This is a genomic window from Streptomyces huiliensis, assembly GCF_020037025.1.
Taxonomy (GTDB): Bacteria; Actinomycetota; Actinomycetes; order Streptomycetales; family Streptomycetaceae; genus Streptomyces; species Streptomyces huiliensis.
On the sequence record NZ_JAIQLH010000162.1, the window covers coordinates 1 to 23651 of the forward strand.

The 23651-nt window shown below is 71.0% G+C and carries 30 protein-coding genes; 20 read left to right on the plus strand and 10 right to left on the minus strand.

The features are described 5' to 3' along the window. Positions 1-824 (plus strand): helix-turn-helix transcriptional regulator (locus JNW98_RS24545; protein WP_223770461.1); only part of this gene is annotated, 824 nt, incomplete at its 5' end. A gap of 227 nt (positions 825-1051) precedes the next feature. Here the strand turns inward: JNW98_RS24545 and JNW98_RS24550 are convergent. From JNW98_RS24550 to JNW98_RS24565, 4 genes are all read right to left on the minus strand, one after another. Continuing rightward, a complete protein-coding gene (locus JNW98_RS24550) occupies positions 1052-1546 on the minus strand; it encodes a hypothetical protein (protein ID WP_223770462.1) in 495 nt (164 codons plus the stop codon). Between the two features lie 156 nt (positions 1547-1702). Beyond that, positions 1703-2737 (minus strand): 3-oxoacyl-ACP synthase III family protein, encoded by a 1035-nt coding sequence (locus JNW98_RS24555; RefSeq protein WP_223770463.1) that lies wholly within the window; start codon positions 2735-2737, stop codon positions 1703-1705. Beyond that, a complete protein-coding gene (locus JNW98_RS24560; RefSeq protein ID WP_223770464.1) occupies positions 2734-3420 on the minus strand; it encodes an SRPBCC family protein in 687 nt (228 codons plus the stop codon). Before JNW98_RS24560 ends, JNW98_RS24555 begins: the two co-directional genes overlap by 4 nt. Beyond that, positions 3417-5225 (minus strand): thiamine pyrophosphate-binding protein, encoded by a 1809-nt coding sequence (locus JNW98_RS24565; RefSeq protein WP_223770465.1) that lies wholly within the window; start codon positions 5223-5225, stop codon positions 3417-3419. The genes JNW98_RS24560 and JNW98_RS24565 overlap by 4 nt, the downstream gene beginning before the upstream one ends. Positions 5226-5678: 453 nt before the next feature. Here JNW98_RS24565 and JNW98_RS24570 point away from each other — a divergent pair, with 453 nt between their 5' ends. The 3 genes from JNW98_RS24570 to JNW98_RS24580 all read left to right on the plus strand — a co-directional run bounded on the left by JNW98_RS24570 (position 5679) and on the right by JNW98_RS24580 (position 9096). Continuing rightward, the gene (locus tag JNW98_RS24570; protein WP_223770466.1) at positions 5679-7178 is read left to right on the plus strand and encodes an MFS transporter; all 1500 of its coding nucleotides are present in this window, start codon (positions 5679-5681) and stop codon (positions 7176-7178) included. A gap of 110 nt (positions 7179-7288) precedes the next feature. After that, positions 7289-8380, plus strand: a complete 1092-nt coding sequence (locus JNW98_RS24575) for a pyridoxal phosphate-dependent aminotransferase (protein ID WP_223770467.1) — start codon at positions 7289-7291, stop codon at positions 8378-8380. 53 nt (positions 8381-8433) lie between these two features. Continuing rightward, positions 8434-9096: a hemerythrin domain-containing protein gene (locus tag JNW98_RS24580; protein WP_223770468.1), complete on the plus strand. Its 663-nt coding sequence runs from the start codon at positions 8434-8436 to the stop codon at positions 9094-9096. Here JNW98_RS24580 and JNW98_RS24585 read toward each other — a convergent pair. Beyond that, positions 9090-10067: a PP2C family protein-serine/threonine phosphatase gene (locus tag JNW98_RS24585; protein WP_223770497.1), complete on the minus strand. Its 978-nt coding sequence runs from the start codon at positions 10065-10067 to the stop codon at positions 9090-9092. The genes JNW98_RS24580 and JNW98_RS24585 overlap by 7 nt on opposite strands. A gap of 1215 nt (positions 10068-11282) precedes the next feature. Further along, complete coding sequence (locus tag JNW98_RS36935) at positions 11283-12242, minus strand: helix-turn-helix domain-containing protein (RefSeq protein ID WP_372459318.1); 960 nt, start codon at positions 12240-12242, stop codon at positions 11283-11285. 481 nt (positions 12243-12723) lie between these two features. On the opposite strand from JNW98_RS36935, the gene JNW98_RS24590 reads away from it, so the two are divergent. Then, on the plus strand, positions 12724-13365 hold the full coding sequence (locus JNW98_RS24590) for an HAD family hydrolase (protein WP_223770469.1): 642 nt from the start codon (positions 12724-12726) through the stop codon (positions 13363-13365). Here the strand turns inward: JNW98_RS24590 and JNW98_RS24595 are convergent. From JNW98_RS24595 to JNW98_RS24610, 4 genes are all read right to left on the minus strand, one after another. Continuing rightward, positions 13362-14213, minus strand: a complete 852-nt coding sequence (locus JNW98_RS24595; RefSeq protein WP_223770470.1) for an NAD(P)-dependent oxidoreductase — start codon at positions 14211-14213, stop codon at positions 13362-13364. The two genes, JNW98_RS24590 and JNW98_RS24595, sit on opposite strands and share 4 nt — an antisense overlap. Continuing rightward, positions 14210-14797 (minus strand): ATP-binding protein, encoded by a 588-nt coding sequence (locus JNW98_RS24600; protein ID WP_223770471.1) that lies wholly within the window; start codon positions 14795-14797, stop codon positions 14210-14212. Before JNW98_RS24600 ends, JNW98_RS24595 begins: the two co-directional genes overlap by 4 nt. After that, positions 14794-15810, minus strand: coding sequence for a P-loop nucleotide/nucleoside kinase family protein (locus JNW98_RS24605; protein WP_223770472.1), 1017 nt, complete (start codon positions 15808-15810; stop codon positions 14794-14796). The genes JNW98_RS24600 and JNW98_RS24605 overlap by 4 nt, the downstream gene beginning before the upstream one ends. 233 nt (positions 15811-16043) lie before the next feature. Further along, positions 16044-16397, minus strand: a complete 354-nt coding sequence (locus JNW98_RS24610) for a winged helix-turn-helix domain-containing protein (RefSeq protein WP_223770498.1) — start codon at positions 16395-16397, stop codon at positions 16044-16046. 537 nt (positions 16398-16934) lie between these two features. Here JNW98_RS24610 and JNW98_RS24615 point away from each other — a divergent pair. The 15 genes from JNW98_RS24615 (at position 16935) to JNW98_RS24685 (ending at position 23609) form a co-directional block, all read left to right on the plus strand. Then, positions 16935-17708, plus strand: a complete 774-nt coding sequence (locus tag JNW98_RS24615; protein WP_223770473.1) for a DUF4097 family beta strand repeat-containing protein — start codon at positions 16935-16937, stop codon at positions 17706-17708. A 43-nt stretch (positions 17709-17751) separates the two neighbouring features. After that, positions 17752-18198 (plus strand): DUF3307 domain-containing protein, encoded by a 447-nt coding sequence (locus tag JNW98_RS24620; RefSeq protein ID WP_223770474.1) that lies wholly within the window; start codon positions 17752-17754, stop codon positions 18196-18198. Between the two features lie 89 nt (positions 18199-18287). Further along, the gene (locus tag JNW98_RS24625) at positions 18288-18575 is read left to right on the plus strand and encodes a hypothetical protein (protein ID WP_223770475.1); all 288 of its coding nucleotides are present in this window, start codon (positions 18288-18290) and stop codon (positions 18573-18575) included. Beyond that, positions 18575-19066, plus strand: a complete 492-nt coding sequence (locus JNW98_RS24630) for a WhiB family transcriptional regulator (protein ID WP_223770476.1) — start codon at positions 18575-18577, stop codon at positions 19064-19066. Before JNW98_RS24625 ends, JNW98_RS24630 begins: the two co-directional genes overlap by 1 nt. Then, positions 19063-19257 (plus strand): hypothetical protein, encoded by a 195-nt coding sequence (locus JNW98_RS24635; RefSeq protein WP_223770477.1) that lies wholly within the window; start codon positions 19063-19065, stop codon positions 19255-19257. Before JNW98_RS24630 ends, JNW98_RS24635 begins: the two co-directional genes overlap by 4 nt. Continuing rightward, positions 19254-19538, plus strand: coding sequence for a hypothetical protein (locus tag JNW98_RS24640; protein ID WP_223770478.1), 285 nt, complete (start codon positions 19254-19256; stop codon positions 19536-19538). Before JNW98_RS24635 ends, JNW98_RS24640 begins: the two co-directional genes overlap by 4 nt. After that, positions 19535-19915: a DUF6303 family protein gene (locus JNW98_RS24645; RefSeq protein WP_223770479.1), complete on the plus strand. Its 381-nt coding sequence runs from the start codon at positions 19535-19537 to the stop codon at positions 19913-19915. The genes JNW98_RS24640 and JNW98_RS24645 overlap by 4 nt, the downstream gene beginning before the upstream one ends. Then, positions 19912-20547, plus strand: a complete 636-nt coding sequence (locus tag JNW98_RS24650) for a GGDEF domain-containing protein (RefSeq protein WP_223770480.1) — start codon at positions 19912-19914, stop codon at positions 20545-20547. The genes JNW98_RS24645 and JNW98_RS24650 overlap by 4 nt, the downstream gene beginning before the upstream one ends. Continuing rightward, entirely contained in the window at positions 20544-21647 is a 1104-nt protein-coding gene (locus JNW98_RS24655) for a hypothetical protein (protein ID WP_308015660.1), read from the plus strand. The genes JNW98_RS24650 and JNW98_RS24655 overlap by 4 nt, the downstream gene beginning before the upstream one ends. Continuing rightward, positions 21647-22021, plus strand: a complete 375-nt coding sequence (locus JNW98_RS24660) for an RRQRL motif-containing zinc-binding protein (RefSeq protein WP_223770481.1) — start codon at positions 21647-21649, stop codon at positions 22019-22021. Before JNW98_RS24655 ends, JNW98_RS24660 begins: the two co-directional genes overlap by 1 nt. A gap of 29 nt (positions 22022-22050) precedes the next feature. Continuing rightward, the gene (locus JNW98_RS24665) at positions 22051-22284 is read left to right on the plus strand and encodes a hypothetical protein (protein ID WP_223770482.1); all 234 of its coding nucleotides are present in this window, start codon (positions 22051-22053) and stop codon (positions 22282-22284) included. Positions 22285-22327: 43 nt separating this feature from the next. Further along, entirely contained in the window at positions 22328-22543 is a 216-nt protein-coding gene (locus tag JNW98_RS24670; RefSeq protein ID WP_223770483.1) for a hypothetical protein, read from the plus strand. Between the two features lie 66 nt (positions 22544-22609). Continuing rightward, positions 22610-23074 carry an NUDIX domain-containing protein gene (locus JNW98_RS24675; protein ID WP_223770484.1) on the plus strand — a complete coding sequence of 155 codons (465 nt, stop codon included), beginning with the start codon at positions 22610-22612 and terminating at the stop codon, positions 23072-23074. Continuing rightward, positions 23071-23298 (plus strand): hypothetical protein, encoded by a 228-nt coding sequence (locus JNW98_RS24680; protein WP_223770485.1) that lies wholly within the window; start codon positions 23071-23073, stop codon positions 23296-23298. Before JNW98_RS24675 ends, JNW98_RS24680 begins: the two co-directional genes overlap by 4 nt. Beyond that, positions 23295-23609: a hypothetical protein gene (locus tag JNW98_RS24685; RefSeq protein WP_223770486.1), complete on the plus strand. Its 315-nt coding sequence runs from the start codon at positions 23295-23297 to the stop codon at positions 23607-23609. Before JNW98_RS24680 ends, JNW98_RS24685 begins: the two co-directional genes overlap by 4 nt. Positions 23610-23651: the final 42 nt, after the last annotated feature.

A 23651-nucleotide genomic window follows, 5' to 3' on the forward strand; every position in this document is an offset into this window, starting at 1 on the left:
GCGGCGAACCGGCCCTCGCCGCCGACGTCCTGGACCCCGCCGTACGCCGGCTCGACGCCCACGGCGACCGCCGCACCGCCGCGCTGGCCCGGCGCGCCCAGGCCCTGCTGCGGGCCGCGCACGCCGACCCGGCTGCCGAACGGCCCCTGCTGCGTGCCCTGGACGCCCTGGACGACGGGCCGGACGACGCCGCGCTCCGGGCGTCCCTGCTCACGGCGCTCGCCCGGGTCCGCCGGGCGCTGGGACGGAACCGGGAGGCGCACGAGACCGCCCGCGAGGCGGCCCGGCTGCTCATGGGCACCGGCGACCCCGCGCAGGTGGCCGAGGCCCTGGAGACGGTGGCCGTCACCTCCGCCGGGGCGCGTGAGGACGAGGAGCGGTGGCACGCCGTCGCCCGGGTGCTGGCGCACGCGGAGGCCGTCCGGCGGCGGTACGGCGTCGTGCCCGACGGCGGGGACGCCGCCGACGAACTCGCCCGGCGCCTCGCGGGGCACGTCGCGGTCCGCCCGCTCCGGCGGCTGCGCCGGGACGCGGAGCGGGTGTCCCTGCACGACGCCCTGGTCGCCGCCCTGTTCGCCCCGCCTCCCGAGCCCGAACCCGAGCCCGCGTGCGGGGCACGCCGGGGGACGGCCCCGCACGGGCTGACCCCGCGGCAGCACCAGATCGCCCTCCTGGTCGCGGAGGGCCTCACCAACCGGCAGATCGCGCGCCGGCTGGGGATCTCCGAGTGGACGGTGACCAATCACCTCCGGGTGGTGATGCAGAAGTTGGGCTGCGCGTCGCGTGTGCACGTCGTGCGCGCGGTGCAGGGGGGCGCGCCATGACCGGCGCCCGGCTCGTGAAGCCGTACGTCACGCCGGGCCCGGCCGCCGCGGAACGACGCCCGGGCCCGGCATCCGGAACGGGCCGCGCCCCCCGGCCGTACGCCCGGGGATGGCCCCTCGGCCGTACGCCCTGGGATGGCCCCTCGGCCGTACGCCCCGGGGCCCGTCAGCCGTCACGGAAGGCCCCGGGCCGTACCCGCGCCTGCTCGGAAGGCGAGCGGATCCGGTCAGAAGACGAGCGGGCCCGGGGTCTGCGCGGTCACGGCCGTGCAGGTGTTGGCGGTGCCGAGGACGTTCAGGCTGAGGGACGTGTCGCCCGAACCGGCGGCCGGGAGGTAGGAGTCGAGCCGGTCGCCCGCCGCCACCGGCCCGGTGAGCGGGCCGACGACGACCGGCTGTCCGGCCGGGGTCGCGGCGTTGGCGGTGCCGCTGAAGGAGGCGACGCCGCCGTCGGCCTTCCGCAGCCGCAGCGTGGCGCTGATCGAGCCGGCGGGGATGTCCGCCGGGGCGAGGCCGGCGCCGGTGGAGAAGCGGACGGAGCCGACGCCGTTGTCGGCCGTGGCCTCGATCGTCAGGTCGGTGACGCCGAACGGGCCGCAGTCGTACCGGGCACTGACCACCTGGACACCGGCGGGGGTCGCGGCGGCCGGTCCGGCCACGGCGAGGCCGCCCAGCAGCAGGGCCGCGGTGGCGACGGAGGTGGCGGTGAGCTTCTTGCGCATGATCGGTTCGCCTTTCCACTGAACTGATGTGCGGGTGGAGGTAACCCGGGCGGCGGATCCACCGCCCGTCGATCACCCGGTGGCGTGGCGTGGGTGGCCCGCCACCGGGGGCCATGAGGGGTCGGCCGGTTGGGAGGGGAGGCAGCGCGCGTTCCGCTACACCCGCGCGCCCCCGCCCCGCCAGCGGACCGCCGCCGCGCCCGCGAAGTCCCCCGCGTGGGCGAAACCGGCGAGCATCAGCAGGCTGCCGTCGGCGATCCGGCCCTCGCGGAGGCCGTGGTCGAGGGTGATGGGCACGGCCGCGCCGAAGAGGTTCCCGAACCGGTCGAAGGTGTCCAGGTGCCGGGCGGGGTCGAGGGAGAGCCGGTTCCGCCACTGCTCCAGGAACATCCGGTTCGGCTGGTTGGTGATCAGCACGTCGAGGTCGCCGGTCTTCAGCCCAAGCTCCTCGCACAACCCCGAGACCACGTCGGGCACCAGCCGGTTGCCGCGCTCGACGATGTCCCTGACCCGGCCGGGCGTGAACCCGACGTGCATCTGGCTGCTTCCCGGCTCCCAGTACTTGCGGCCGTCGGCGAGGGTGAGTCCGCAGTCCCGGGTGTACTCGCCGTGGTTGGCGACCCGGACGCCGAGGACCGGCGACTCCGACGACGCGGCCACCAGGGCCGCCCCGCAGCCGTCCCCTGGAATGACCGCCTCCGGCAGTTTGCGCACCTCGGACTGGGTCATCACGGGCCCCGCGCAGTTCTGCACGTTGAGCAGCAGCGCGGACCGCGCCTGCCCGGTGCCGACGAGCACCCGGGCCAGCCGCAGCAGGTGGACGAAGGAGGCGCAGCCGCCGTTGTGCGCGTCGATCACCCAGTCGGCCCGGATGCCGAGCCGGTGCGCCACCTCGGCGCCGGGGCCGGTGAACGGGACTTCCGGCAGCAGGGTGTTGGTGAGGACGACGTCGACGCCGCGCAGCGTGTCCCGTCCGACGCGCTCGGCGAGGGTGTGCGCGGCCCGCTCCATCATGTCGGCGGGCGTCTCGTCCCGGGCCGCCTGGTGGCGGAAGGCCGGCGCCTTGAACATGGTGTGGGTGGCGGAGTCCGTGTTCTCGCCGCCTCCCCCCTGATACGCCAGGAAGTACTCGGTGCCGACCGGTTCGCCGGGCAGGTAGGAGGCGACTTCGAGCAGGCTCACGTCCTTCATGCGGCGCCGCCGCCCCCGAACCGGTGCTCCAGGATCTTCTTCAGGTTGTCGATCTCCACCTGGTGGCCCGCGTAGAACAGCGGCCACATGTCGCCGACCCACGGCCGCTCCGGCGAGGAGGCCAGCTCGGGGTAGGGGTTCTTGTCGTAGTAGGGGTGGCGGCAGTTGGTCCAGATGACGACCGAGCCGGGCTTGTTCAGGACGATCTCCGCCGGGACGATCCGGTGGAGGTAGTTCATCCACAGTTCCCTGCCCTGGTCCCAGGCGCACCGCATGTCGACGGTGAGCGCGTCGGGGTCGCCGTCGATCCGCATGAAGATCTTGGTGGTGTCGTCGAGCAGGACGTCCCGGCCCTGATGGACGCCGGGGACGTCGGTCGGGGCGAAGTCCCGTGTGCTGTACGTGTACTCGTTGAGGTGCCGGACGTCCGTGAGGTAGTCGTACACGGCCTGCGGCGGCGCGTCGATGTACTGGTGGACGGTGACGAACCGCCCGTACACCTCGTCGTAGGTGAAGCTCTCCTTGGTCAGCTGCGCGGCGAGGGCCATGGCCTCCTCGCGCGGGGTGGTCTCCCAGCGCAGCAGGCCCGGGACGTCCCTGATGCCGGCCGGGACCGGGTCGGGGGCGACGTAACCGGGGACGGGGGTGGGCTGACCGGCGTTCTCGCCGACGGAGGTGGTCATCCTGGCACTGCTCCTTCACGGGCGGGCCGCCCGGCTCCGGCGCGCAGCGCGTGCTGCAGGAACGGCCGGAACGGCGGCATCTCGGTGGGGTCGACGTCCACGCAGATCAGCGCGGGCGCGGGGGTGGCGTGGGCGCGGCCGAGGGCCGCGGTCAGCTCTCCCGCCGTACGGACGGTCACGGCCGCCAGGCCGGGGAACAGGGCGGCGGCGCCGTCGCCGATCCGGGCCGGGCGGAAGAGGTTGTAGGAGTAGTCGCCGGAGAAGAACAGGCGCTCCCGGGTGGCGCACATGCCGTGCGCGTTGTTGTTGAACACCACGAACGTGACGGGCAGCCGGTGCTCGACGGCGGTGTGCACCTCCATGCCGTGCATGAAGAACGCCCCGTCGCCCGCGACGACGCAGGTACGGCGCCCGGTGGCGAAAGCGGCCCCGATGCCGGCGCCGAAGCCGTGGCCCATGCCGCCCATGCCGAGCGCGGCGACGAACCGGCCGCCGGGGGGTACGTCGATGTGGTGGAGGGCGACGGCGCCGGTGTTCCCGGCGTCGGCCACCACGGTGGTGCCCTCGGGCAGGGCGGCCGAGACGAGGAGGGCGGCGGTGCGCATGTCGAGGGGGGCGTCCGGCGGGGGCGGTGGGGCGGGTGGGGTGGGCCGTACGACGGGAGCGGGCCGCGCGTCGTCGTCCGCCGGTCCCAATGCCGCGCTGAGCAGGTCGAGTTCGGCGGCGAGCGGGCCCGTGAGCCGGATCAGTTCCCCGTGCGCGTCGAGGAAGGGCTCGCGCGGGTCGAGGGACACCACCGGCACGGCCTTGAGGCGGTCGCGCGGTCCGCCGTCGGCCATCTGCGGCAGGCGGGTGCCGGCGAGCAGGACGGCGGACGCCCGTTCCAGCGCCTCCTGCACCGCGGCCGGGCCGATGGGGCCGGCGATGCCGAGGTGGTGCGGATCGCGGGGGGCGAAGACGTCCTTGGCGTCCGGTACTACGGCCACCCCGACGCCCCCCGCGGCACCTACAGCCCCGGTGACACCGGCGGCTTCGGCAAAACTGGCAGCCCCGGTGACACCGGCGGCCCCGGCGGACAGCCGGCGTACCAGCGCGGCGAGCCGAGGGCGGGCGTCGGCGCGCGCCACCCCCTCCCCGGCGATCACCACGACACCGCCGGGACGCCGCGCCGCGTCCCGCAGCAGGCCGGCCGCCCGGGCGCGTACGGCCGGGGCCGACAGCGGAGGCGCGGCCGGTGCCACCGGCCGGGGCGGCGCCCAGGCGGGGAGCACGGCCTGCTGGACGTCCTTGGGGAGCAGCAGCACCGCGGGGCCGGGCGAGGCGGGGTCCGTCGCCGCCGCGAAGGCGCGCGGGAGGGCGTCGGTGATCGCCTCGGGTTCGTCCACGCGGACGCAGGAAACGGCCAGTTCGCCGAAGAGCCGCACGGCGTCGATCGAGCCGGCGAGGCCGCTGGTCTCCTGGAAGGAGCCGCGCCCGTCCAGGGCTGCCGACGGCTGGCCGACGAGCACGACGGCCGGCACGCAGGACGCCCGGAGCTCGGCGATGCCGGGCACCAGGTTCATCGCGCCGGCGCCCGAGGTGGACACGATCACCGGGACGCGCTGCGACGCCCGGTGGTAGCCGTCGGCCATGGCGGCCGCCGAGAACTCGTGCTTGGCCACCACGCCCAGCGGACCGTCCTGCGCCAGGTGCAGCGCGTCGTACAGGTCCTCGATGTTGGCGCCGCCGACTCCGAACACGTGGCGCACCCCCTGCAGGCGCAGGAAGTCCGTGACGAAATCGACCACGCGGGGTGAACTGCCCATCGGCTGCCCCCTCCAGACGGTGGTGCGGCCCATTACAGGCAGCGCCGCGCGGGCCGGACAATGACCCGGTCCTGCCGGTGGACAGGTGCGGCACCGGCAGGGTTCTGCCGGTGCGGGACGTCGGGCGCGTGTCAGCGGCATGGCAGGTGTGCGGCAGGCGTGTGCCGGTCGGGCGGCAGTGGCATGGCAGTCGTATGGCAGTCGTATGGCAGGAGGAACGCCCGCCATATGGCAGGGATCTGCCATGTCCGCCTGTCACGTGCCCGGCCCACCGGCGCCGTAGGTTTCCGGCACATCCATGGGAACCGCCACACCGCGCGGCGATGAACGGCGGCTCCGGGACCGGGATACGGCCGTACCACCGGAGCGGCCCGGAGCGGCCCGCAGCGGACCCGAGCGGCCCGGAGCGACCCGAGCGGGAGCGCGTCGGTGGCAGGGCGAACAGGAGGACGCATGGGCAGGGCTACGGCCGGGAGGACGACCGGGACGACCGCGACGGCCGAGACCGCCCCGCCGGCCGCGACCGGAGCGGCGGGCCGGGCGGCGGGGCTGGTGCTCGCGGTGACCTGTGGGGCACAGTTCATGGTCATCATCGACGACACGGTCGTCGCGATGGCGCTCCCGACCATCCGGACGTCCCTCGACTTCGAACAGGCGTCGCTGGCCTGGGTCGTGGACGCCTACATGCTGCTGTTCGGCGGCTTCCTGGTGCTCGGCGGCCGGTGCGCGGACCTCTTCGGCCGCCGCCGGGTGTTCCTCGCCGGCCTCGCCGTCTTCACCGCATCCTCGCTCGCCTGCGGCCTCGCACAGAACCCCGAGACGCTGATCGTCGCGCGCGGCGCCCAGGGCTTCGGCGCGGCCCTGCTCAGTCCGGCGGCCCTGTCCATCCTCATCACCGCGTTCGCGGAGGCGAAGGAGCGGCGGAAGGCGCTCGGCGTGTGGGGCGGCCTGACCGGCATCTCCGGGGTCTCCGGCGTGCTGCTCGGCGGGGTCATCACCGACACCGTCGACTGGCGGTGGGTCTTCTTCGTCAACATCCCCGTCGGCGTCCTGCTGTTCGCGCTCACGCTGCGCCCCGCGCTCGCCGACCGCGAGGCCCCGGCCAAGGGCACCTCGACCGACACCACGGGCGCCCTGCTCATCACGTCCGGGCTGCTGCTGCTCGTCTACTCCGTGATCAGCACCAGCCACCGCCCGTGGGGCTCCGCCGCGACCGTCCTCGGCCTCGTCGGCGCCGGTGTGCTGCTGGCGGGGTTCGTGGTGCGGGAGTCGCGCGCCGCGCAGCCGCTGATCCGGCTGGGCATCTTCGCCCGCCGGCAGATCGCGGTCGCGAACGTGATGATGCTGCTCGCCGCCTCCGGCCTGTACGGCATCTTCTTCTTCCTCACCCAGTACATGCAGATCCTGCAGCAGTGGTCACCGCTGCGGGCCGGCCTGTCCTGGGCGCCGTTCGGCGTGACCATGGCGGTCTTCTCGGGCCTGGCCATCCAGCTGCTGCCGAAGCTCGGCAGCCGGATCCTGTGCCTGACCGGACTGGGCGCGGCCACCGCCGGCCTCGCGCTGCTGCTGCGGGCGCCGGCCGAGGCGTCGTACGCGTCGGACATCCTGCCCACCCTGCTGCTGTGCGCCGCCGGCTACGGGCTGGCCATGGTGCCGATGGTGGTGGCCGCGGTGAGCGGGGTCGCGAAGGCGGACTCCGGCGCGGCGTCCGGGGTCCTCAACACCGGCCAGCAGATCGGCGGCGCGACCGGTCTCGCCGTCCTGGCCGCGCTCGCGAGCGGCAGGCTGGACGACGAACTGGCCGACGGCGCACCGCTGTCGGACGCGCTGCTGGACAGCTTCCACTCGGCGTTCCTGGTCGGCACGGTGCTCAGCGCCTGCGCGGCGGTGCTGGCACTGGCCCTGCCGGCGCTGCGGACGGAGTTCGACCCGGAGACGACGTCGGGCGTCTGAGGCACGCGGCGCGCGGGCCGCCGGCCATACGGGTTCCCCCAGCCCCCCGTACGGGTTCCTCACCCCGTCGCCTCCCCCCTAAGGGTCCCCCTCTCCCCCTAAGGATCCCCATGTCCCAGGACCAGGTTCTGCCTCCCGGCTTCTTCGCCGACACCGAGATCCCGGACGGCGGGGACCACCTCCGTCTGCACCTCAACGAGAACCCCTACGGGCCGCCGCCCGGCACGGTCGAGGCGGTCCACGACGAGGCCGACCGCCACCTCAACCGCTACCCGGACGCCGACTGCCGCGAGCTGCGGGAGGCGCTGGCCACCCACTTCGACGTGCCCCTCGGCATGGTCGCCGTCGGGAACGGCACGGACGAGCTGGTCCTGGTCACCTCGTTGACGTTCCTCCGCGACCGACCCGGCACCACGGTCCTGACCACCGCCACCACCTTCCCCGGCTACGCGATGTCCGCCGCGGCCGTGGGCCGCGTCCCGGTCACCCTCCCGCTGGACGGCGCCGCCGTGCCCGTGGGCGCCCTGGCCGGGCGGATCGCCGCCGGGGCCGAGCTGACGTTCGTCTGCAACCCGCTCAACCCGACCGGGTCGCTCCTCGACCGCGCCTCCGTCGCCCGGCTGCTGGACGCGGCCGACGAGGGCGGCGGTGTCGTCGTCTTCGACGAGGCGTACGTCGACTTCGCGGGCCCCGCCCACGAGTTCGCCCTCGAAGCGGTCAGAGAGGGCCGGCGGGCGCTGGTGACCAGGACGTTCTCCAAGGCGTGGGGTCTGGCCTCGGTACGGATGGGGGTCGCGCTCGGCCCCGCCGACCTGATCGCCCGGGTCACCGCCACCGCGAGCGCGCTGCCGTTCAACGTCAACCGCCAGGCCCAGCGGGCCGTCCTGCGTGCCCTGGAGCACCCCGACCACCTCGACCGCGTACGCGCGGCGAACGCCCGGGCGCGGAAACTCCTCGGCACGGCCCTGGACGCGCTCGGCCTCGTCCACGCGCCGTCCGCGAGCAACTTCGTGATGGTCGACGTGCCGCCGCCGGGCGACAGCGCCCGGTTCGCAGCCCGGCTCGCCGCCGAGCACCGCATCTTCGTCCGCGCCCTCGACGCGCTCGGCATGCCGGGCCGGCTGCGGATCTCGGTGGGCACGGAGGCGGAGGTGGAGCGCCTGGCGGCCGCGCTGGCCACGCTCCTGAAGGACACCGCCTGACGCGCCCCGCCCCCGCCCCCGCACGGAACCCCGAGGAGCCCCGAGGAGCACCGATGACCCAGTCGACGCCGTCCACCCCCCTCCCCTTCCGGTCCCTGGCCTCCGGCCACCGGACCATGCTGCTGGCCCACCGCGCGATGGTGCGCGACCTGGACCGCGTCGCCCGTACGGCGGAGGGCCTGGTCACGGCCCCGGACGCGGAACGGGCGGCCACCCTCCGCGCGTACGTCGAGAAGCTGTCCCTGATCATCGAGCACCACCACGAGGGCGAGGACGAGTTCCTCTGGCCCAGCCTGCGCCGGCTGGGGGCCGACGAGGCCGCCCTCACGCTCATGACGAGGGAACACGACGAACTGGCGAAGAACCTGCACCGCTGGCACGACACCGCCCGTGGCCTGGGCACCGACCCGGCCGCGGCGGCGGAGCTGGCCCGGCTCACCCACCCGCTCCGCGACGAGCTCGCGCGGCACGCGGCGGACGAGGAACGCGAACTCTCCGGCCGCCTCGCGCCCGCCCTGAACGAGAAGGTGTGGAAGGGCTTCGCGACCCACATGCGCAAGACGGCGCCCTCGTGGACCCTGAAGTTCATGCCCGCCTGGCTGGCGTCGGTGGCCGGCCCGGACGAGCGGTCGGGCGTTCCGGCTCCGCCGGTGGCGGCCCTGTTCAGGGGCTGGCTGGAAAAGCGCCAGAGGTCGGCCTTCGGCGACTGCTACTGAGTCGCCGCTGCGACCCGAACGGCAAGCGCGGCAATATCATCATCCAACCCACCCCGGCTGTACCGCAGCAGATCGCGATGCAGGGCGTCGAGCAGCGCCCGGGGCCGCGCCGGGGTCTGCCGGCGCATCCAGTCCTGGAGCGGGAAGAACGTCCCGTCGTGGTCGCGTGCCTCGGTGACCCCGTCCGTGTAGAGCAGCAGCAGGTCACCGGGGGAGACGTCGAAGACGTCGACGCTGTACGTGTCCCCGATCAGCCCCGCCAGATTGAGCAGCGGCGACGGGGCGGTGGACTCCAGCACCCGCAGCCCCCCGTCGCCCAGCAGCAGCGGCGGGGGATGCCCGCAGTTGAGGACGCCGATCCGGCCGCCCTCGTGCGGGATCTCGACGAGCAGGGCGGTGGTGAACCGCTCCATGAGGTCGTCGGGAGGGAACGCGGCGCTGTACCGGGTGCTGCTCGCCTCCAGCCGGCGCGCGAGATCCCCCAGGTCGGGCACGTCGTACGCGGCCTCGCGGAACGAGTTCACCATCGCCGCCGCCGACCCCACCGCCGGCAGCCCCTTGCCCCGCACGTCCCCGATCAGCAGCCGCACCCCGAACCGGGTGTCCGCCACCTCGTAGAAGTCGCCCCCGATCCGCGCCTCCGCCGCCGCGGCCAGATACAGCGACTCGATCTCCAGGCTCCCGCACCGCCGCGGCATCGGACTCAGCACCACCTGCTGCGCCGCGTCCGCCACCAGCCGCACCTGGAACAACGTCCGCTCCCGCTGCAACCGCGCATGACTCCCGTACGCCGCCGCCACGGTCACCGCCACGATCCCCGCCGCCGTGTACCCCGTCCCCAGATCCGGGAACACGATCCCCAGCCCGATCATCAAAAACAGACAGATCGTCCCCAGCAGCACCGTCGGCAGCACCGGCCACATAGCCGCCGCCAACGCGGGCGCCGCGGGCAGCAGCCGACTGAACGCCATGCTCCGCGGCGTGTTGTACGCCAGGCTCGCGATCACCACGGTCAGGAACACCGGCGACAGCAGGGTAAACAGCTCCCGCCCGGCCCGCCGCCGAAACCACAGCCGTCCAGGCTTGATCACATTCCATAGCATAGCCACGCAACCCGGACATGGCTTTCCGGCACCGGGGCCTTCGGGACTTCGCCGCTACCGGCCCGAACCACTGCGGGCATCAGCCCCGGCGGCACCGAAAACGCCAGTGGGCCGGCCCGCTGATGCGGACCGGCCCACTGAGCTGGCGGAGGATACGAGATTCGAACTCGTGAGGGGTTGCCCCCAACACGCTTTCCAACTGTGCGCGCGGCCGTACGGGGGTGTCCGTGGGCGTTCGCAGAGCAGGCCAGACGGGGCGCGCGTACGGCGGTGAACGGCGGTGCCCGCGAGCGCACAGGACAAAGACCAGGACAACGAATGGTGCCGGGCCAACCCGCTTATGCTCCCGTTGGCCCGGCCTCTGACGAGCTAGGCGCCCATCGCACCAGGGGCCTGCTCCGCGCACAGCGCCCTCAAGGGAGCCTGGCTGGCGGACGGTAGAGCACGGCACGGTCTTCCTGAACTGACCGGCCCGCGGCGCGCCATGGAATTGAGGGGCCCACCGTTGTACGGTTCACACTGCTCAGCAATGGCGTGGAGTACTCCATGACAAGCAATTGGAGGGCCTAGCTCCTGCCAGAGCCAGGCCCTCGTGCAGTTCACGAGCCCGGTCGCTCTTCACGAGACCGGGCTCGCTGCATATGCAGTTCCCGGTCGCGACGGGTTCGTAGGTGGGCGTCCTAGTGGACGAACTGCCCCACCGTGGCGATGAGCGTCACCAGCAGACCTGCCGCAGACAGTGTGACTTGCCACCTTTCGGGCCAAGTCCAACGCCTGCGCGGTTTCCGCTCGATCGAGCCTTCCACCACACACCCCTCCCGTTCTTCCAGTGTTTCCTTGACGAAATGCCAAGGCAAGCTGCCACCCCCTGCGTACACGTCACAACGGGCCCGCAGCGCTCAATGGGAAGCATTCGTGGAGGGTTAACTCGCCTGCCTACCACGCACATCCTCTTTCTCAGCCGCTGGGCGCTCCAAGTAGGAATTGGTTGAGCGTAATCATCTGCGCGTTCATGCGTCGACCGGTAGGCTCTGCAATCCTTGGACTCCGCTCCTGATCCCGTGCCCGAAGCGGAAGGTCTAATTAACCAGCAGTCTCCGCCTCGCGAGTTCCGCCAGCGTCTTCATAGTGACGCAGCTCGTGAAGTACGGCTCTCGTAAGCTCGCGCAATAGCGACCAATCAAATGGGAAATCGCCCCTCTTCGTCAAAACCTCACGAAGAGCTTTTTCGATCTGCCCCGAGAGGTCACCAGCTGGTACCGAAACAGACTCCTTCCAAGAGGTGGGAGGCTCAACCCAGTAGGTACGCGCTGCTGGCGTACGTCTCAAGTCTGTCTGCCTACGCATGTGCATTTCTATCTCTGCACCCGGGACACCGTACCGCTCGCCCACACGAAATATCTCTTCTATGCCAAGATCAACGTAGTGTCTGACGCCTGCGGGGAGTCTGCGAATCCCGCCTAGGTGCCCGTTTCGGTTTCTCCTGTAGCGCTCAGCGCGCTGCCATGCTTCGTCCCAGGCTTGAATGGAGTCTTCCGCTTCACCGCAGGTGCGTACAAGCTCGCTCGTCGACCTCCGGCTGAAGTTTTGACGTCCGCTGAGTGCATCACTGAGCGTGCTTCGACGAAGCTTGGCACCTCGCTGATCCGCCAACTTTTCGATCTTTCGAAGAGTCAGCCCTCTCTGTTTCACGAGACGTGCGAGAGCAAGGCGCAGTTCGGTGTGACTGGTGACGTCCTCGGGGTAAGTCGATGGCACTCTGAACGTGAGCAGGGAGTTTATCAACTCTGCATTCCGCCATGCCTGCTCGGCGGCCTCCGGGTCTGATGCGCAACCTTGGATAAATGCCTCGAAGACCTGTCGGCTGGGCATTTCAAACCCTTGCGTGGCTCGGTGTAACGAGGATTTCGAGGTGTACGTCAATGCGGCAAGCTCTCCGAAGCTGAGGCCGGCGCGGCGCTTTTCCCGCACCAGCCAAGTCTGCAAAGGGCCAACTTGGGAAACGTGATCTCGAAACCCGTATTTCCTCACCGATACCCCCATTGCTCAGAGGCTTCGAATTCGCAAGCCTGCTTCTGTGGAACAGGAAGAGCGTGGCAACTCGGGGGCGTCCGTGTCCACCGATCCAGATTTTTCGTCCGGGACAGCTCGCAATTATCCTGCGTTGAGAGCCTGGGGGGTCGCAGGTGTTCGTGCTGGTCAGAGGAACGTAAGAGCGGCATCGTCCCAGAACTGTCCGACCTCACGGTAGCGTTGGTAGCCAGTCAACTGTGACGACCTCGCAGTTGGGACGGTCTACTGCCACCAAGCGGTAGCCATCATGAGCACGGACCCGGGGCTGTATGACCAGCTCAACTGCGCGTACGGCTGTATGGGGGCGTCCGCGGTGGTTCACGCGGCAGGTCGGGCGGTGTATGTACGGCGGCGCACGGTGGCGTCCCTGCGCACGCACGGGTGGTTCCCGAGGCAGGCGAGCCGGCCACCAAGGGTGCCCTGCCGCGGAGGTATCACGTAGCGTCGCAGTGTGCTGGCACTTTTCGATCTCGACAACACCTTGATCGATCGAAACGGGGGGCTGGAGAGCTGGGCACGCGACTTCGCGAGGTCTCGGCGACTCGGTGAGGGCGCGACGGCCGTCATCTGCGAGCGGCTCCGGGAACGGACCTACCCGGCTGACTTCGTCCACCTGCGGGAGACGCTCGGGCTCGACGATGCCCCCGGAGATCTCTGGCAGGAGTACGTCGATGGGGTCGCCCGTTCAGTGCGGTGCTTTCCCGGTGTGCTCGAAGGGCTCGAAGGGCTGCGTGCCGAAGGGTGGACCCTTGGCGTCGCGACGAACGGGGCCGCGGACGTCCAGCGGGCGAAGCTCGCGGCAACCGGGCTCGCGCCGTTCTTCGAAGGCATCTGCATCTCGGAGGAGGTAGGTGTTCGGAAGCCCGCGTACGCCCACTTCAAAGCCGCCGCCACATTGTGCGGCCGTCGGCTGGGCTCCGGAGGGTGGATGGTGGGGGACAAGCCTGAGACGGACATTGGAGGGGCTCGCGTGGCGGGCCTGCGTTCGGTGTGGGTGGCCGGCGGCCGTACATGGGCCGATGGCCTCCCCGAGCCCGACGTAGTGGTGCCGGGCGTCGTGGAGGCAATCGGAGTGATGAGAGCGGCGGCTTAGTCGGGTTCGTCGTCCGGGGCGACGTGCAGGTGCTCAAGCGCTTCGGGGAGGCTCAGCGGTGAGTCCCTGAAATCACCCCAGCGGCGCATGATCGTGGCAGACGCTTCTGCCAGATCCGCAGGGAGGCCGGCTTCGCGCAGGGTGAAGGCCACCTCGTCCATCTCCGGCTCCCAGCGCCACGACCGCGCGGCGACTTTAGGGATGTAGGCCGTCTCGGTGAGGTAGCTGGTCGTGCGGCCCTTCGCGATGTCGAGAAGTTCCTCTTCGACGCCGTAGTCCCGGGCGAGGGCGTAGGAGACGGCGGCGAGCACGCGGCTCGTCTTCTGGTAGCTGCTGTACGACAGCTTCAGCGCTGAAGCCCGACCGATGCCGCCGGCCAACGAATGAGCGTGTACCGCCGTTCCGGCGAAGAGTGACGCCACCGCTGGCAGGGCCTTCCCGGGGCCCGACAGGTACATGCGGGTGGACTTCGAGGCAGAAGGGGGCGAGCCGATGATGGAGCCGTCGACGACGGTCGCCTCGGTCCGAGACAGGATGGTGCAGATGCGCGCCATGGAGGCCGGTGAGATGGCGTTGCCGTCCACGTAGATCCCTGCGAACGAGCGGGCGGAGACCTGAACTGCGACGTCCTCCGCGTACGCCGGAGGGCAGATGCTGAAGATGACCTCAGCGCGCTCGACCAACTCTCCGAGGCTCCCCGCCGCAGTCAGCCCGTACCGCAAAGCTCGCTCTTCGGTGGCGGAACTCCGCCCCGTCGGGCACCAGAGGACCTCGGAGCCGCCGTGCCGGAGCTGAGCTGCCACGGCCGCGCCCATACTTCCTGGGTGAAGGACCCCGCTGACGGTCATCCGACCAACCCACGGATGTCCCGTACTGCGGCGGGCACGCCGGCCAACCGGGCTGTGTCGATGGCACGCGCCGCCTGAGCAGCGCTGACATCGTCGGTGCGGATGACCAGGGACCAAGGCTCGGTGGCATGCTCCAGGAGATCCTGCCGGGTCTCGTGCCAGACCTTGAGCCGGGCGTCCAGGTCTTTGTCTCCCCGCCCCTGGCATCGTTGCCGCGTCACGTCTTCCGGACACCACAAGAGCACCCGCACCCAGTTGACCGGGAACTCCGCGACGGCACGGGCACCGACGACCTGCCCCATGTGGAGAACGGGGATACGGCCGGAGTCGACGAGCGCCGAGACTTCGCCCCGATCGATGGCGTACTCGGCGTCGTACCGGCTGTTGCGGTACAGCACTTCTCCGGCTTGAACCAGCTTCTCGATGTGCTCGGGCGTCGTGAGCCGGTATCCCGTGGTGCGGCCCGGGCCTGCCTTGAGCCGCTGGAACAGTGCGAACTCTGGCCGCAAGGCGCTTAGTTCGGCGGTGATCGTATCCTTGCCGGACCCCGGAGGACCGTACAGAACAACGGCGGACGGATTCACAGCCCACCTCCACTCAGGACGTCACGGGCTTCGTCGACCAGAGCCACTGCGGCGCCGAGCCGGTTGTCGACGACGAAGTGCGGGCCCTGCGGGCGCATCTCCAGATCGAGCCCGGAGAGGTACTCCTCCCACGCCTCCATTTTCCAGGTGTCGCGCGCGGCTCCCCGGAATTCGATGTATTCACGCATCGACTCCGGATCGCACTCGACCCATATGGCTGCAACGGAAACCCGCTTGGAACGGCAGCGGTTCTGGAATCGCTGCATCCATTCGGATCGAGAGAATTCGGAGATGAATGGGGCGTCGAGAATCGTGGAAATTCCGCAGTCCAGGTTATCCCATGCGGCTTCCATGAGGCACCGGTATTCGTAGGGTCGAACCTTGTCTCGGTAAAGGTCCGAATTCCGGTCGTGCGCCTCCCCTCCGAGTGCAACCAAGAGTTGGTCGACGAGCGGACGGGTTAGGGAATCCTTGTCCAGTATGGGCCAACCCGTAACACTTCCGAGGAATTTGGCAAATTCCGACTTCCCTGATCCGGCGTACCCTCCGACCAGGACCACGACCGGGCCGTCAGTACCACTTCCTGCTGCGCCGTGGCGCCAAGAGTCGATGACGCGATTGCGCAGAGCTTCGCTGTCCACATCGTCAGTCCCCTCACGGATGCTGTTCAGCGCTTGGCGCACTGCGTGCAGTTGATCGGGGAGCTTTCGCTCGACGGAATTGGGTGCCGGCACGGATTCCACGGGGGCATCCTCTCCGGGCAGGGCCTTACGGAAGCCGAGTTGAGCCTCATTGCGACGATAGAGGCGGCAGTACGCCCGACGGTAATGCGGACCGGGGTATACCGAGCCTTTTTCGTGGCCCCAGATGGTCTGGAAGTTCGCCGCAATATTGAAGCCGTGGCGCTCCGCAATTTCGCGGAGCTTCTCCCCCGTTTCCTCCAGAGTGAGCCCTACCTCATCGCGATGCATTCGCAGGAGATCGGGTTTCCAATCCGGGTGCTTCCGAGCCATCTGCCCCTCCTAGATAGCTAGTCGGAGTCGCGAGTGTAGCGGCTCGACTAGGGCTATGGAAATTCGTGATAGCGCATGTGTAAGCGGATGTATAAAACCGCTCCGACCGTGTCAGGTAGCGGAACGTGATACAGGTTTTCGAGTCGGGGCGGTGAACTTGTGGCACACCGAACGAGGAGGTTCAGATGCCACGCGCCGCGGCTCCGGAAGGGCGATGCCGGCCCGCCGGAGAGTCACTTGTCTTCCAGGGATGCGACGCGCTGACGGAGCTCGCCAACCTCGCTTCGCAGCTGCTCAAGTTCCTTGCGCAGGTCGGCAACGGCTCCGGCCGGGTCGGCAAGGTGTGCGGCGGTGCGACCGGCGTCGGGGGTCAGGAAGACGCCCTTGCCCTGGTGGCTTACAGCGAGCCCATCGGCCTTGAGCTGGTTGATGGCCGCGCGAGCCACGGTCACTGTGACGCCGTACGCCTTCTGGAGCTGCCCGAGCGAGGGGAGTTGTCGGGTCTCGGCGAACTCGCCGTCCGCGATGCGGCGCCGTAGTTCATCGGCTACCTGCTGGTAGGCGAACTTGCCGGTCCACTCGACCATCTGCACCCCATGCCTCGTCTCGATCTCTGCCTCATAGTGCCTGAGCCTCAGAGCTGGAACCAGGGACTCCCACACCTTGTTCCGCGGGGGCTTGACGGCACTCTGCCTCACAGTGCACTCTGAGGCAGAGCCGGACGAGCGGCTCAGGCCCGGAAGGGCCAACGCTCGTCAGGCCCTGTTTGACCTGCACGAAAGCGCCGTCAGGTCCCGTGAGAACGGGAGCCCCTCCAGGGGTTACCGCGCCTGCCGGAAGTGATCGTTCTTTGACAACTGAATGGGGATCACGCCGCCTCTCCTCGGCCAAGTAGGCGGCCACGCGGGACTCGTCTCGCGTGCGGTACAGCGCATCCCTTCGGCAGCGTTCCGGCGCTGCTGGCCCCGGTAGAGCCGTGAGGCGGCGGATCGAATCCGCCCCGGGGTATTGGGCCTGCCACCCCACGTGGCGTGGCCTTGGAATCCCAGATGCGGCGGCACTCCCGGGCAAGGACAGCCCGCCGCTTCTGGCCTTCCCATCCCGACGCAGTCAGGAGTTCTTCCATGACCGAGCGCGTGTTCAACTTCGCCTCCCTGGGCTCGATCGTGCTGGGCGTCTCGCTGCCGGCTGGCAGCGTCCGAGTCCAGGTGCTGGACAGCCTGTCCGCCGCCCGCGTGGTGGTGCGCACCGAGGACACCGCGGGGCCGGCGGCCGACGCCGTCAACCGGACCCGCAGCACGCAGACCGGGCAGGGCTTCGGCATCGAGGTGCCGGAGCTGCCCGGCAACGTGATGACGCAGAGCGTCTCCGGCAACCGCATCGTGCAGAACTTCGGCACGGTCACCGGCTCGGTGACCGGCATGACCATCATCAACGGCCGCATCGTCACCGGCGGCGCGAGCACCATGCAGGTGGCCAGCCCGATCGAGGTCACGGTGAGCCTGCCTTCGGGCTCCTGCCTCGCGGTCGTCTCGCAGTCCGCCGACGCGGTGGTCTACGGCAATCTCGACCGGATGGAGTTCCGCTCCGTCTCCGGCGACCTGGACGTCGCCGGTGTCCGGCGGCTGCGCGCCACCACCACCTCCGGCGACATCCGCGTCCACCTCGTCACCGAGCAGATCAGCGCGGACTCGGTCTCCGGGGACATCGAGGTGGACCTGTACGACGGCCACCAGGCCACCCTGGAAACCACCTCCGGCGACATCCAGGCGCGGGCGACCCGAACGGCATCCGGGCGCATCAGCGCCTCCAGCGTCTCCGGCGACGTCCGCCTCTCCGACGCCCGGCACCTGAGCGTGTCGGCCACCTCGGTCTCCGGCCGCGTCCGCAACGGCTGACCCATCACCGACCCCTATCGCCTCTGACCAAGGAGTCGCTTCGATGGCCGCCACCTTCGCCGCCGTGTTTATCGCCCTGTACGTCGCCCACAGCGTGGGCGACCACTGGGTGCAGACCTCGCACCAGTCCACGCACAAGGGCCGCCCCGGCTGGACGGGCCGCCTCGCCGACGCCCGGCACGTCGCCACCCTGACGCTCACCAAGCTCGCCGTCCTGCTGTCGGCCGCATGGCTGCTGGACCTGCACCTGCCCGTGCTCGGCTTGGCAGCCGGCCTCGGCGTCGACGCCGTTTCGCACTGGTGGGCCGACCGGCGCACCACGCTCGCGTGGCTCGCCAGGGTGACCGGCAAGGGCGAGTTCTACCGGCTCGGCGCCCCGCGCGCCGGCCGTGACGACAACCCGCACATCGGCACCGGCGCCTACGCCCTCGACCAGTCCTTTCACCACCTGTGGCTGCTGGTCGCCGCGCTGATCATCGCCGCCGCCTGAACCTCCGCTTCGCGGAGCGGTCGCACTCCCGGACAAGGACAGCCGACCGCCCCGCGCCCTTCCCGACGTAACCGAAGAGGAGAGCGCACATGCGCATCTTCGTCGACGGCCACGAGGCCGTCACGATCGAGGAATTCATCGAACTCGCCCTCGGCACCCCGCCGCAGCTGTGGCTCGGGGTAGAGGGCGAGACGAGCGAGGAACGCGCCGCCCGCCTGGCCGCAGCGCGGGACATCCTCGCCGAGGACCCCCAGATGGTGGACCGGATCTCCCACGTCGCCGCGCGGGCGATCGAGGAACACGCGCCGTCGCTGTTCAACATCCTGCCCTTCCCGGCCGCGGCCGGCGGGCCGAGGGACCGTAGGGCGGTGGCGTGATGCGCGCGCTGCTCAAAGGAACCCGCCCCGGGGCCGTCGTGCACCTGCCCGCAGGTGACGCGGTGGTCGGCTTCGAGCTTGCCCCCGACCCCGGCTTGGGCGACGCGCTGTGCAAGACGGTCGCACCCGAGGTGTTCTTCCCCGAGCCCGGCGAGACCGCCGTGGCCGAGGTCGCCCGGGAGCTGTGCGAGCGCTGCCCGGTGCGGGCCGCGTGCCTGGAAGACGCGCTCGCGGCCGAGGGAAACGCCCGTCCGTACAACCGCTACGGCATCCGAGGCGGAAAGGACGAGCAGGAGCGGTACCTGATCTACCGGGCCCGCCGCCGCGCAGCCGAGGGCGAGAAGGTCACCAACAAGTGCGGCTCGGAGCCCGGCTACCACCGGCACCGGCGCGACGGGGAGTTGCCGTGCCCGGCCTGCCGGGACGCCTACCGCACCCGCCGCCGCGGCCGACGCGCCCGCGCACGGGCCCGGAAGGCGGTGGCGGCATGACCACCTCCTCCACCACCCGACTCACGGCGTCAGGCGTCCCGTTGGAACGGCTGCTGGCCGAACTCCGCGACGCTCAGCCCGGGGACGCGCTCGCCGAGCAGCGCCACCAGTTCCTCGACCTCGACCCCGACCTCACCCGTGACGACTACACCCACCCCGCCATCGCGCACACCCCGGGAGATGCGGCATGAACGAGCCGACCGTACGGGTGGAAGACCTGCCGGAGCCGGCCGTGGCGCTGCTGCGCGCGGTCCTTGACGCACTCAGCATCCCGCTCCCGACGCGGGCCGGTGAGGACGAGGACGCCTACACCGCGCTGACGCAGACACGGGTCATAGACGTTCGCGCGACCCTCACCGGTGCCCTCAACTTCGGGCAGGACGTGAACTACTCCACCTGGTTGCTGCGGTGGTGGACCGAGCAGCACCCGGTCACCTACACCCCCCGGGGCGAAGCCGGGGGTGCGGCATGAGCACAGTGATAGCGGCCCCGGCCGCAGCCGGACCCTTGGCGGCCCAGCCCGTTCGGGCACAGGCCATCTTGTCGCGGGTGTGCTGCGGCTGGCCGTCCACGGCCTTCCGTGAGGGCAGGTGGCGGCTGTTCGTCGCCTGCCTGGACGGGTCAACCGACTGGCCCGAGCACCAGTGGCCCGTCTCACGACGCCACGTGATCCCCACGGTGGCCGAGCGCGAGAAAGCCCTGACCGCCCTCGGCTGGGCGGCGGCCCCGGACGCGCGGTGGCAGTGGGAAGAGGACGAAACCTCCGCAGAGCACGGGCACCCGGTGCGCGTGCACCTGATCGCCGCAATCCCGGTCCTCCGGCTGCCGGAGCGCGGGAGGCGGGCATGAGCACCGTGGTCTCCGTAGCAGTGGCAGCCGGGCCGCTGGCGGCCGGCTGGTCCGTGCACGGGGTGTGGTTCTGGCGGCGGATGTCCGCCGCCCGCCACGACCCGCTGACCGGCCTGCTCCGCCGGGACGCGTTCGAAGCCCGCGCCGCCCGCGTCCTGCGCGGAACGGTGCCGATCGTGGTGGTCGTGGACCTGGACGGGTTCAAGGCCCTCAACGACACCCGCGGCCACGCCGCCGGGGACGTCGCGCTTGCGCACGTCGGCCGGCGGCTGGGGGTGTGGGCGCGGGTGCGGGGCGGGATCGCGGCCCGGCTGGGCGGGGATGAGTTCGCCGCCGCGGCTACCCTCGACCACCCCGACGCCCTCCCCGGCGACCTACGCACCCTCCACTCCTGGCTGTGTGAGCCGGTCGCCACCGACGCCGGCCCGGTCCGGCTGGGTGCCTCGCTCGGCGCCATCGCCGCCCCGCCCGGTGCCGGTCTGCCGGTGTTGCTGCGGCGGGCGGACGAAGCGATGTACACGGCCAAGCGGGGCGGGGGCGGCTGGCACATCGCCCACGGCCTCACCCCCCACCGGCCGACCGCGAACGGCCGCCGGGCCGGCCGCCGAGGGACCGCCGGAGGTGCCCCGTGAAGCCGTCGGTGATGTCGCCTGAGCAGTTGAGGTCGGTGGAGAAGACGCTGGCGGCCGGCACGTGGGCGATCACCTTCGGTGCCGTGCTCTTCAGCGTCCTGACCGTGACCCCGCTGGTTCGGGGGGTGACGGCGCAGGGCTGGAGCTGGACGGCGCCGATCCTGCCGTTGGTGGTGGATGCGGCGGTGGTGATCGTGATCCGGCTGGACTCCGCCATCGCCCGCCTCGGTGGGCGCGCGGGGGCGTGGCCGACCGCGCTGCGGTGGCTGACCGGCACGATGACCCTTGCGCTGAACATCGGCGACTCCGCTCTGCACGGGGATGCGGTGGGGGTGGCTGTTCACGCGGTCGCCCCGATCCTGCTGATCGTCACGGCCGAGGCGAGTCTTGCCTACCGCCGGGCGATCACCGCCGCACTGGCGCGGATCGCGCATGAACGCCAAGCCGAGACCGAGCGTGAACGCCAGGAAGCTGCCGCTCGTGAACAGCGCGAGCGGGAGGAGCGTGAACACGAACGCGCCGCCCGTGAACGGGCAGCGCGGGAGGAGCGCGAACACGCGGAACGGCTGGAGCGTGAACGCGCCGAACGCGAAGCCGCCCGGCTCCGCGAAGAGCGTGAGCACACCGCTCAGCTCGAACGCGAGCGCGCCGACCGGGAAGAGCGCCAACGCCGAGAGGAGCGGGAAGAGCAAGCCCGTCTGCGGCGTGAACAGGAAGAACACGAGGAGCGCGAACGCCGTGAACAGGCGGCCCGCGAAGAACGTGAACGCCTGGCCCGTGAGGAGCGTGAACGCGAGGAACGGCAAGCACGTGAACGCCAGCGCGCTGCGCGTGAACGCTCCGCCCGCAACGGTGGTGAACAACCGGTCAGGCCGGTGCGGTTGCTTAAGCCGAAGCCGGTGAACACCACCGCGCCGGCCCGCAGCAAGCTGCCGGAGACCGACGCGCTGGCCGTGGCATGGGCCGGTGCCGCGACCGGCCGGTCGGTGCGCGAGATCGCCGAGGAGACCGGTTGGTCCGTCGGCTGGGTCTCCGCCCGCCTCCGCGAAGCACGCGGAAACGAGGATGAGCGCGAGGACCGGCAGGAGGCGAGCGCGTGATGACAACGCCTGCCGGCCGCTCCGACGAACACACCGGCGCGTGCATCCCCACCTACCCGTGGCGCCTGGCCCCGGACGGGCTGGCCACCCGCCGCCAACTCCGCGCCGCAGGTCTGTGGCCCGGGGGTCAGCCGGTGGTGGCCCAGCTCGAACGGCGCCGCTACCGGCGGCCCCCGCTGGTCGCCTACCTCTACCGCGTCGACGCCGCCCGGCCCGTGCGGCCGATGACGCCGGCGCGGTGGGCGGCCCTCGCCAAGGCGATGGCCGCCCGCCGTACCTGCCCCGCCTGCCACCGCGACGCCGGATACGTCATCCCGGCCTCCCTCGGCACGTGCGTGACCTGCGCCTACCCCGAAGAACAGCGCGCCGCCTGACCGCCCACACCCGCCCAGGAGTCTTCGCTGTGACCACCCAGAACAACGCCACCTCTAACCCGCCCCAGGGCACCTACCACTGGATCATCACCCTGGAACTCCCCGGCCGGGGCACTTACAGCGCCTACGGCACGTGGACGCCGCCGGCCGGGTCGACCCGCCACGACGTGTTCATGGCGCTCCGAGGCCAGATCACCGCTGAGCACCCGGAGTTGACCCACGCCAACGTCGTGTTCTTCGCCCTGGAGCCCAACCAGCTCTGATCCCTGGCCGAAGGGACTCGTGATGGGCCTGTACGACCGGATCATGAGGGCGACGGAGAACCCGGCCAACACGCTGAAGGTGAATTCCGCCGCCCAGAGCGCCGCGAACCTCGTCTCCGACCTGGGCCACCCCGGCCTCGCTGCCGCCGCAGCGGCCGGCGCCGCGCTGTTCGCGGCCGTGGACACCGTGATGCACGCACCCCACGGCGCCCACGGCGAATACGCGACGTTCCACACCGACGGCCACCGCAAACACTGATCGTCCGCCGCACCTGCCATTTCGACGCCGGGCCGCCACCGCGCGGCCCGGCCAAGGAGAGATGCCATGACCGAGAACGAAACCGCCGAGCACATCCGGTACACCGCGGATGTCGTCTGCCTGCGAGGCGACAGCATCTTGCTGATCGAGCGGGGTTGGCCGCCCTACCAGGGGCGCCTGGCCCTGCCGGGCGGGCACGTCGACCCCGGCGAGACCGCGCAGGCGGCCGCCGCGCGCGAGCTGGAGGAGGAGACCGGGGTCCGTGTCGACCCCGCCGACATGACCCTCGTCGGCGTTTACGACTGCCCCGATCGCGACCCGCGCGGGAGGTACGTCAGCGTCGGGTACCTGGTCACGGTGCCCGAGGAGACCGTCGCCTGGGCCGGGGACGACGCATCCGCCATCGAATGGGTGCCGCTGGACAAGCTGTCCGGCCTCGCGTTCGACCACGACGAGATCGTGGCCGATGCCTGGCGCAGGCAGATCGCGACCGACGCCGCCGCCCTGGAGGCCGCCAGGGGGCGGCGGTGAGCGCGTTCCAGGCTGGTGACGAGGTCGAGATAGTGGCCTGCGAGGACGACCCGCGTGCGGTCGGACGTACGGGCCGGATCGTGGACGAGGTCCCGCCGGGGCCACTCACCGAGGGCCGGTGGACGGTGGGCGGCATCGGCCTGTTGATCGCTCCCGTGCTGTGCCACGGTCACGAGCTGCGTAAGACCGGCGCGCAGCCGAAGAGGCAATCGCGGTGGTGGTGAGCAAGCGCAGCCGTTGCCGGGTCCGCTGGCTTGTCCTCGGCGGTGCCGTGGCGGTGGCCGGCGCTATCTCCCTGGACACCGGGTTGCAGCTGGCGGCCTGCCGCGTGCCCGGCCCGGCCCTCGTGATCTGCGTGCTGAGCGTCTTCACGACCCTCACCGCCGCCGGTGACGTCCTGGCCGACGCGCTGACGACCACCACCTACCGGTGTCCGGTCCCCGGCTGCTCGTTCAGGGCGCGTTTGCGCACCACCGACCCCGGAGCCCTGCGGCGGGGGCAGGAGGCGGCAGCTTCCCACCCCATCCATCACTGATCACGTTCCGAACAGGGCCCGGCCGCCTGCCGGCCAAAGCGC

Coding starts and splice junctions, on each gene's coding strand:
- JNW98_RS24585 (WP_223770497.1), bottom strand. CDS start 10,067: ATGGCGTTCAGTCGGCTGCTGCCCGCGGCGCCCGCGTTGGCGGCGGCT.
- JNW98_RS24670 (WP_223770483.1), top strand. CDS start 22,328: ATGAGGGCGACGGAGAACCCGGCCAACACGCTGAAGGTGAATTCCGCC.
- JNW98_RS24560 (WP_223770464.1), bottom strand. CDS start 3,420: ATGACCACCTCCGTCGGCGAGAACGCCGGTCAGCCCACCCCCGTCCCC.
- JNW98_RS24570 (WP_223770466.1), top strand. CDS start 5,679: ATGGGCAGGGCTACGGCCGGGAGGACGACCGGGACGACCGCGACGGCC.
- JNW98_RS24650 (WP_223770480.1), top strand. CDS start 19,912: ATGAGCACCGTGGTCTCCGTAGCAGTGGCAGCCGGGCCGCTGGCGGCC.
- JNW98_RS24675 (WP_223770484.1), top strand. CDS start 22,610: ATGACCGAGAACGAAACCGCCGAGCACATCCGGTACACCGCGGATGTC.
- JNW98_RS24565 (WP_223770465.1), bottom strand. CDS start 5,225: ATGGGCAGTTCACCCCGCGTGGTCGATTTCGTCACGGACTTCCTGCGC.
- JNW98_RS24620 (WP_223770474.1), top strand. CDS start 17,752: ATGGCCGCCACCTTCGCCGCCGTGTTTATCGCCCTGTACGTCGCCCAC.
- JNW98_RS24615 (WP_223770473.1), top strand. CDS start 16,935: ATGACCGAGCGCGTGTTCAACTTCGCCTCCCTGGGCTCGATCGTGCTG.
- JNW98_RS24645 (WP_223770479.1), top strand. CDS start 19,535: ATGAGCACAGTGATAGCGGCCCCGGCCGCAGCCGGACCCTTGGCGGCC.
- JNW98_RS24635 (WP_223770477.1), top strand. CDS start 19,063: ATGACCACCTCCTCCACCACCCGACTCACGGCGTCAGGCGTCCCGTTG.
- JNW98_RS24595 (WP_223770470.1), bottom strand. CDS start 14,213: ATGACCGTCAGCGGGGTCCTTCACCCAGGAAGTATGGGCGCGGCCGTG.
- JNW98_RS24555 (WP_223770463.1), bottom strand. CDS start 2,737: ATGAAGGACGTGAGCCTGCTCGAAGTCGCCTCCTACCTGCCCGGCGAA.
- JNW98_RS24630 (WP_223770476.1), top strand. CDS start 18,575: ATGCGCGCGCTGCTCAAAGGAACCCGCCCCGGGGCCGTCGTGCACCTG.
- JNW98_RS24610 (WP_223770498.1), bottom strand. CDS start 16,397: ATGGTCGAGTGGACCGGCAAGTTCGCCTACCAGCAGGTAGCCGATGAA.
- JNW98_RS36935 (WP_372459318.1), bottom strand. CDS start 12,242: ATGGGGGTATCGGTGAGGAAATACGGGTTTCGAGATCACGTTTCCCAA.
- JNW98_RS24625 (WP_223770475.1), top strand. CDS start 18,288: ATGCGCATCTTCGTCGACGGCCACGAGGCCGTCACGATCGAGGAATTC.
- JNW98_RS24605 (WP_223770472.1), bottom strand. CDS start 15,810: ATGGCTCGGAAGCACCCGGATTGGAAACCCGATCTCCTGCGAATGCAT.
- JNW98_RS24660 (WP_223770481.1), top strand. CDS start 21,647: ATGACAACGCCTGCCGGCCGCTCCGACGAACACACCGGCGCGTGCATC.
- JNW98_RS24575 (WP_223770467.1), top strand. CDS start 7,289: ATGTCCCAGGACCAGGTTCTGCCTCCCGGCTTCTTCGCCGACACCGAG.
- JNW98_RS24640 (WP_223770478.1), top strand. CDS start 19,254: ATGAACGAGCCGACCGTACGGGTGGAAGACCTGCCGGAGCCGGCCGTG.
- JNW98_RS24580 (WP_223770468.1), top strand. CDS start 8,434: ATGACCCAGTCGACGCCGTCCACCCCCCTCCCCTTCCGGTCCCTGGCC.
- JNW98_RS24550 (WP_223770462.1), bottom strand. CDS start 1,546: ATGCGCAAGAAGCTCACCGCCACCTCCGTCGCCACCGCGGCCCTGCTG.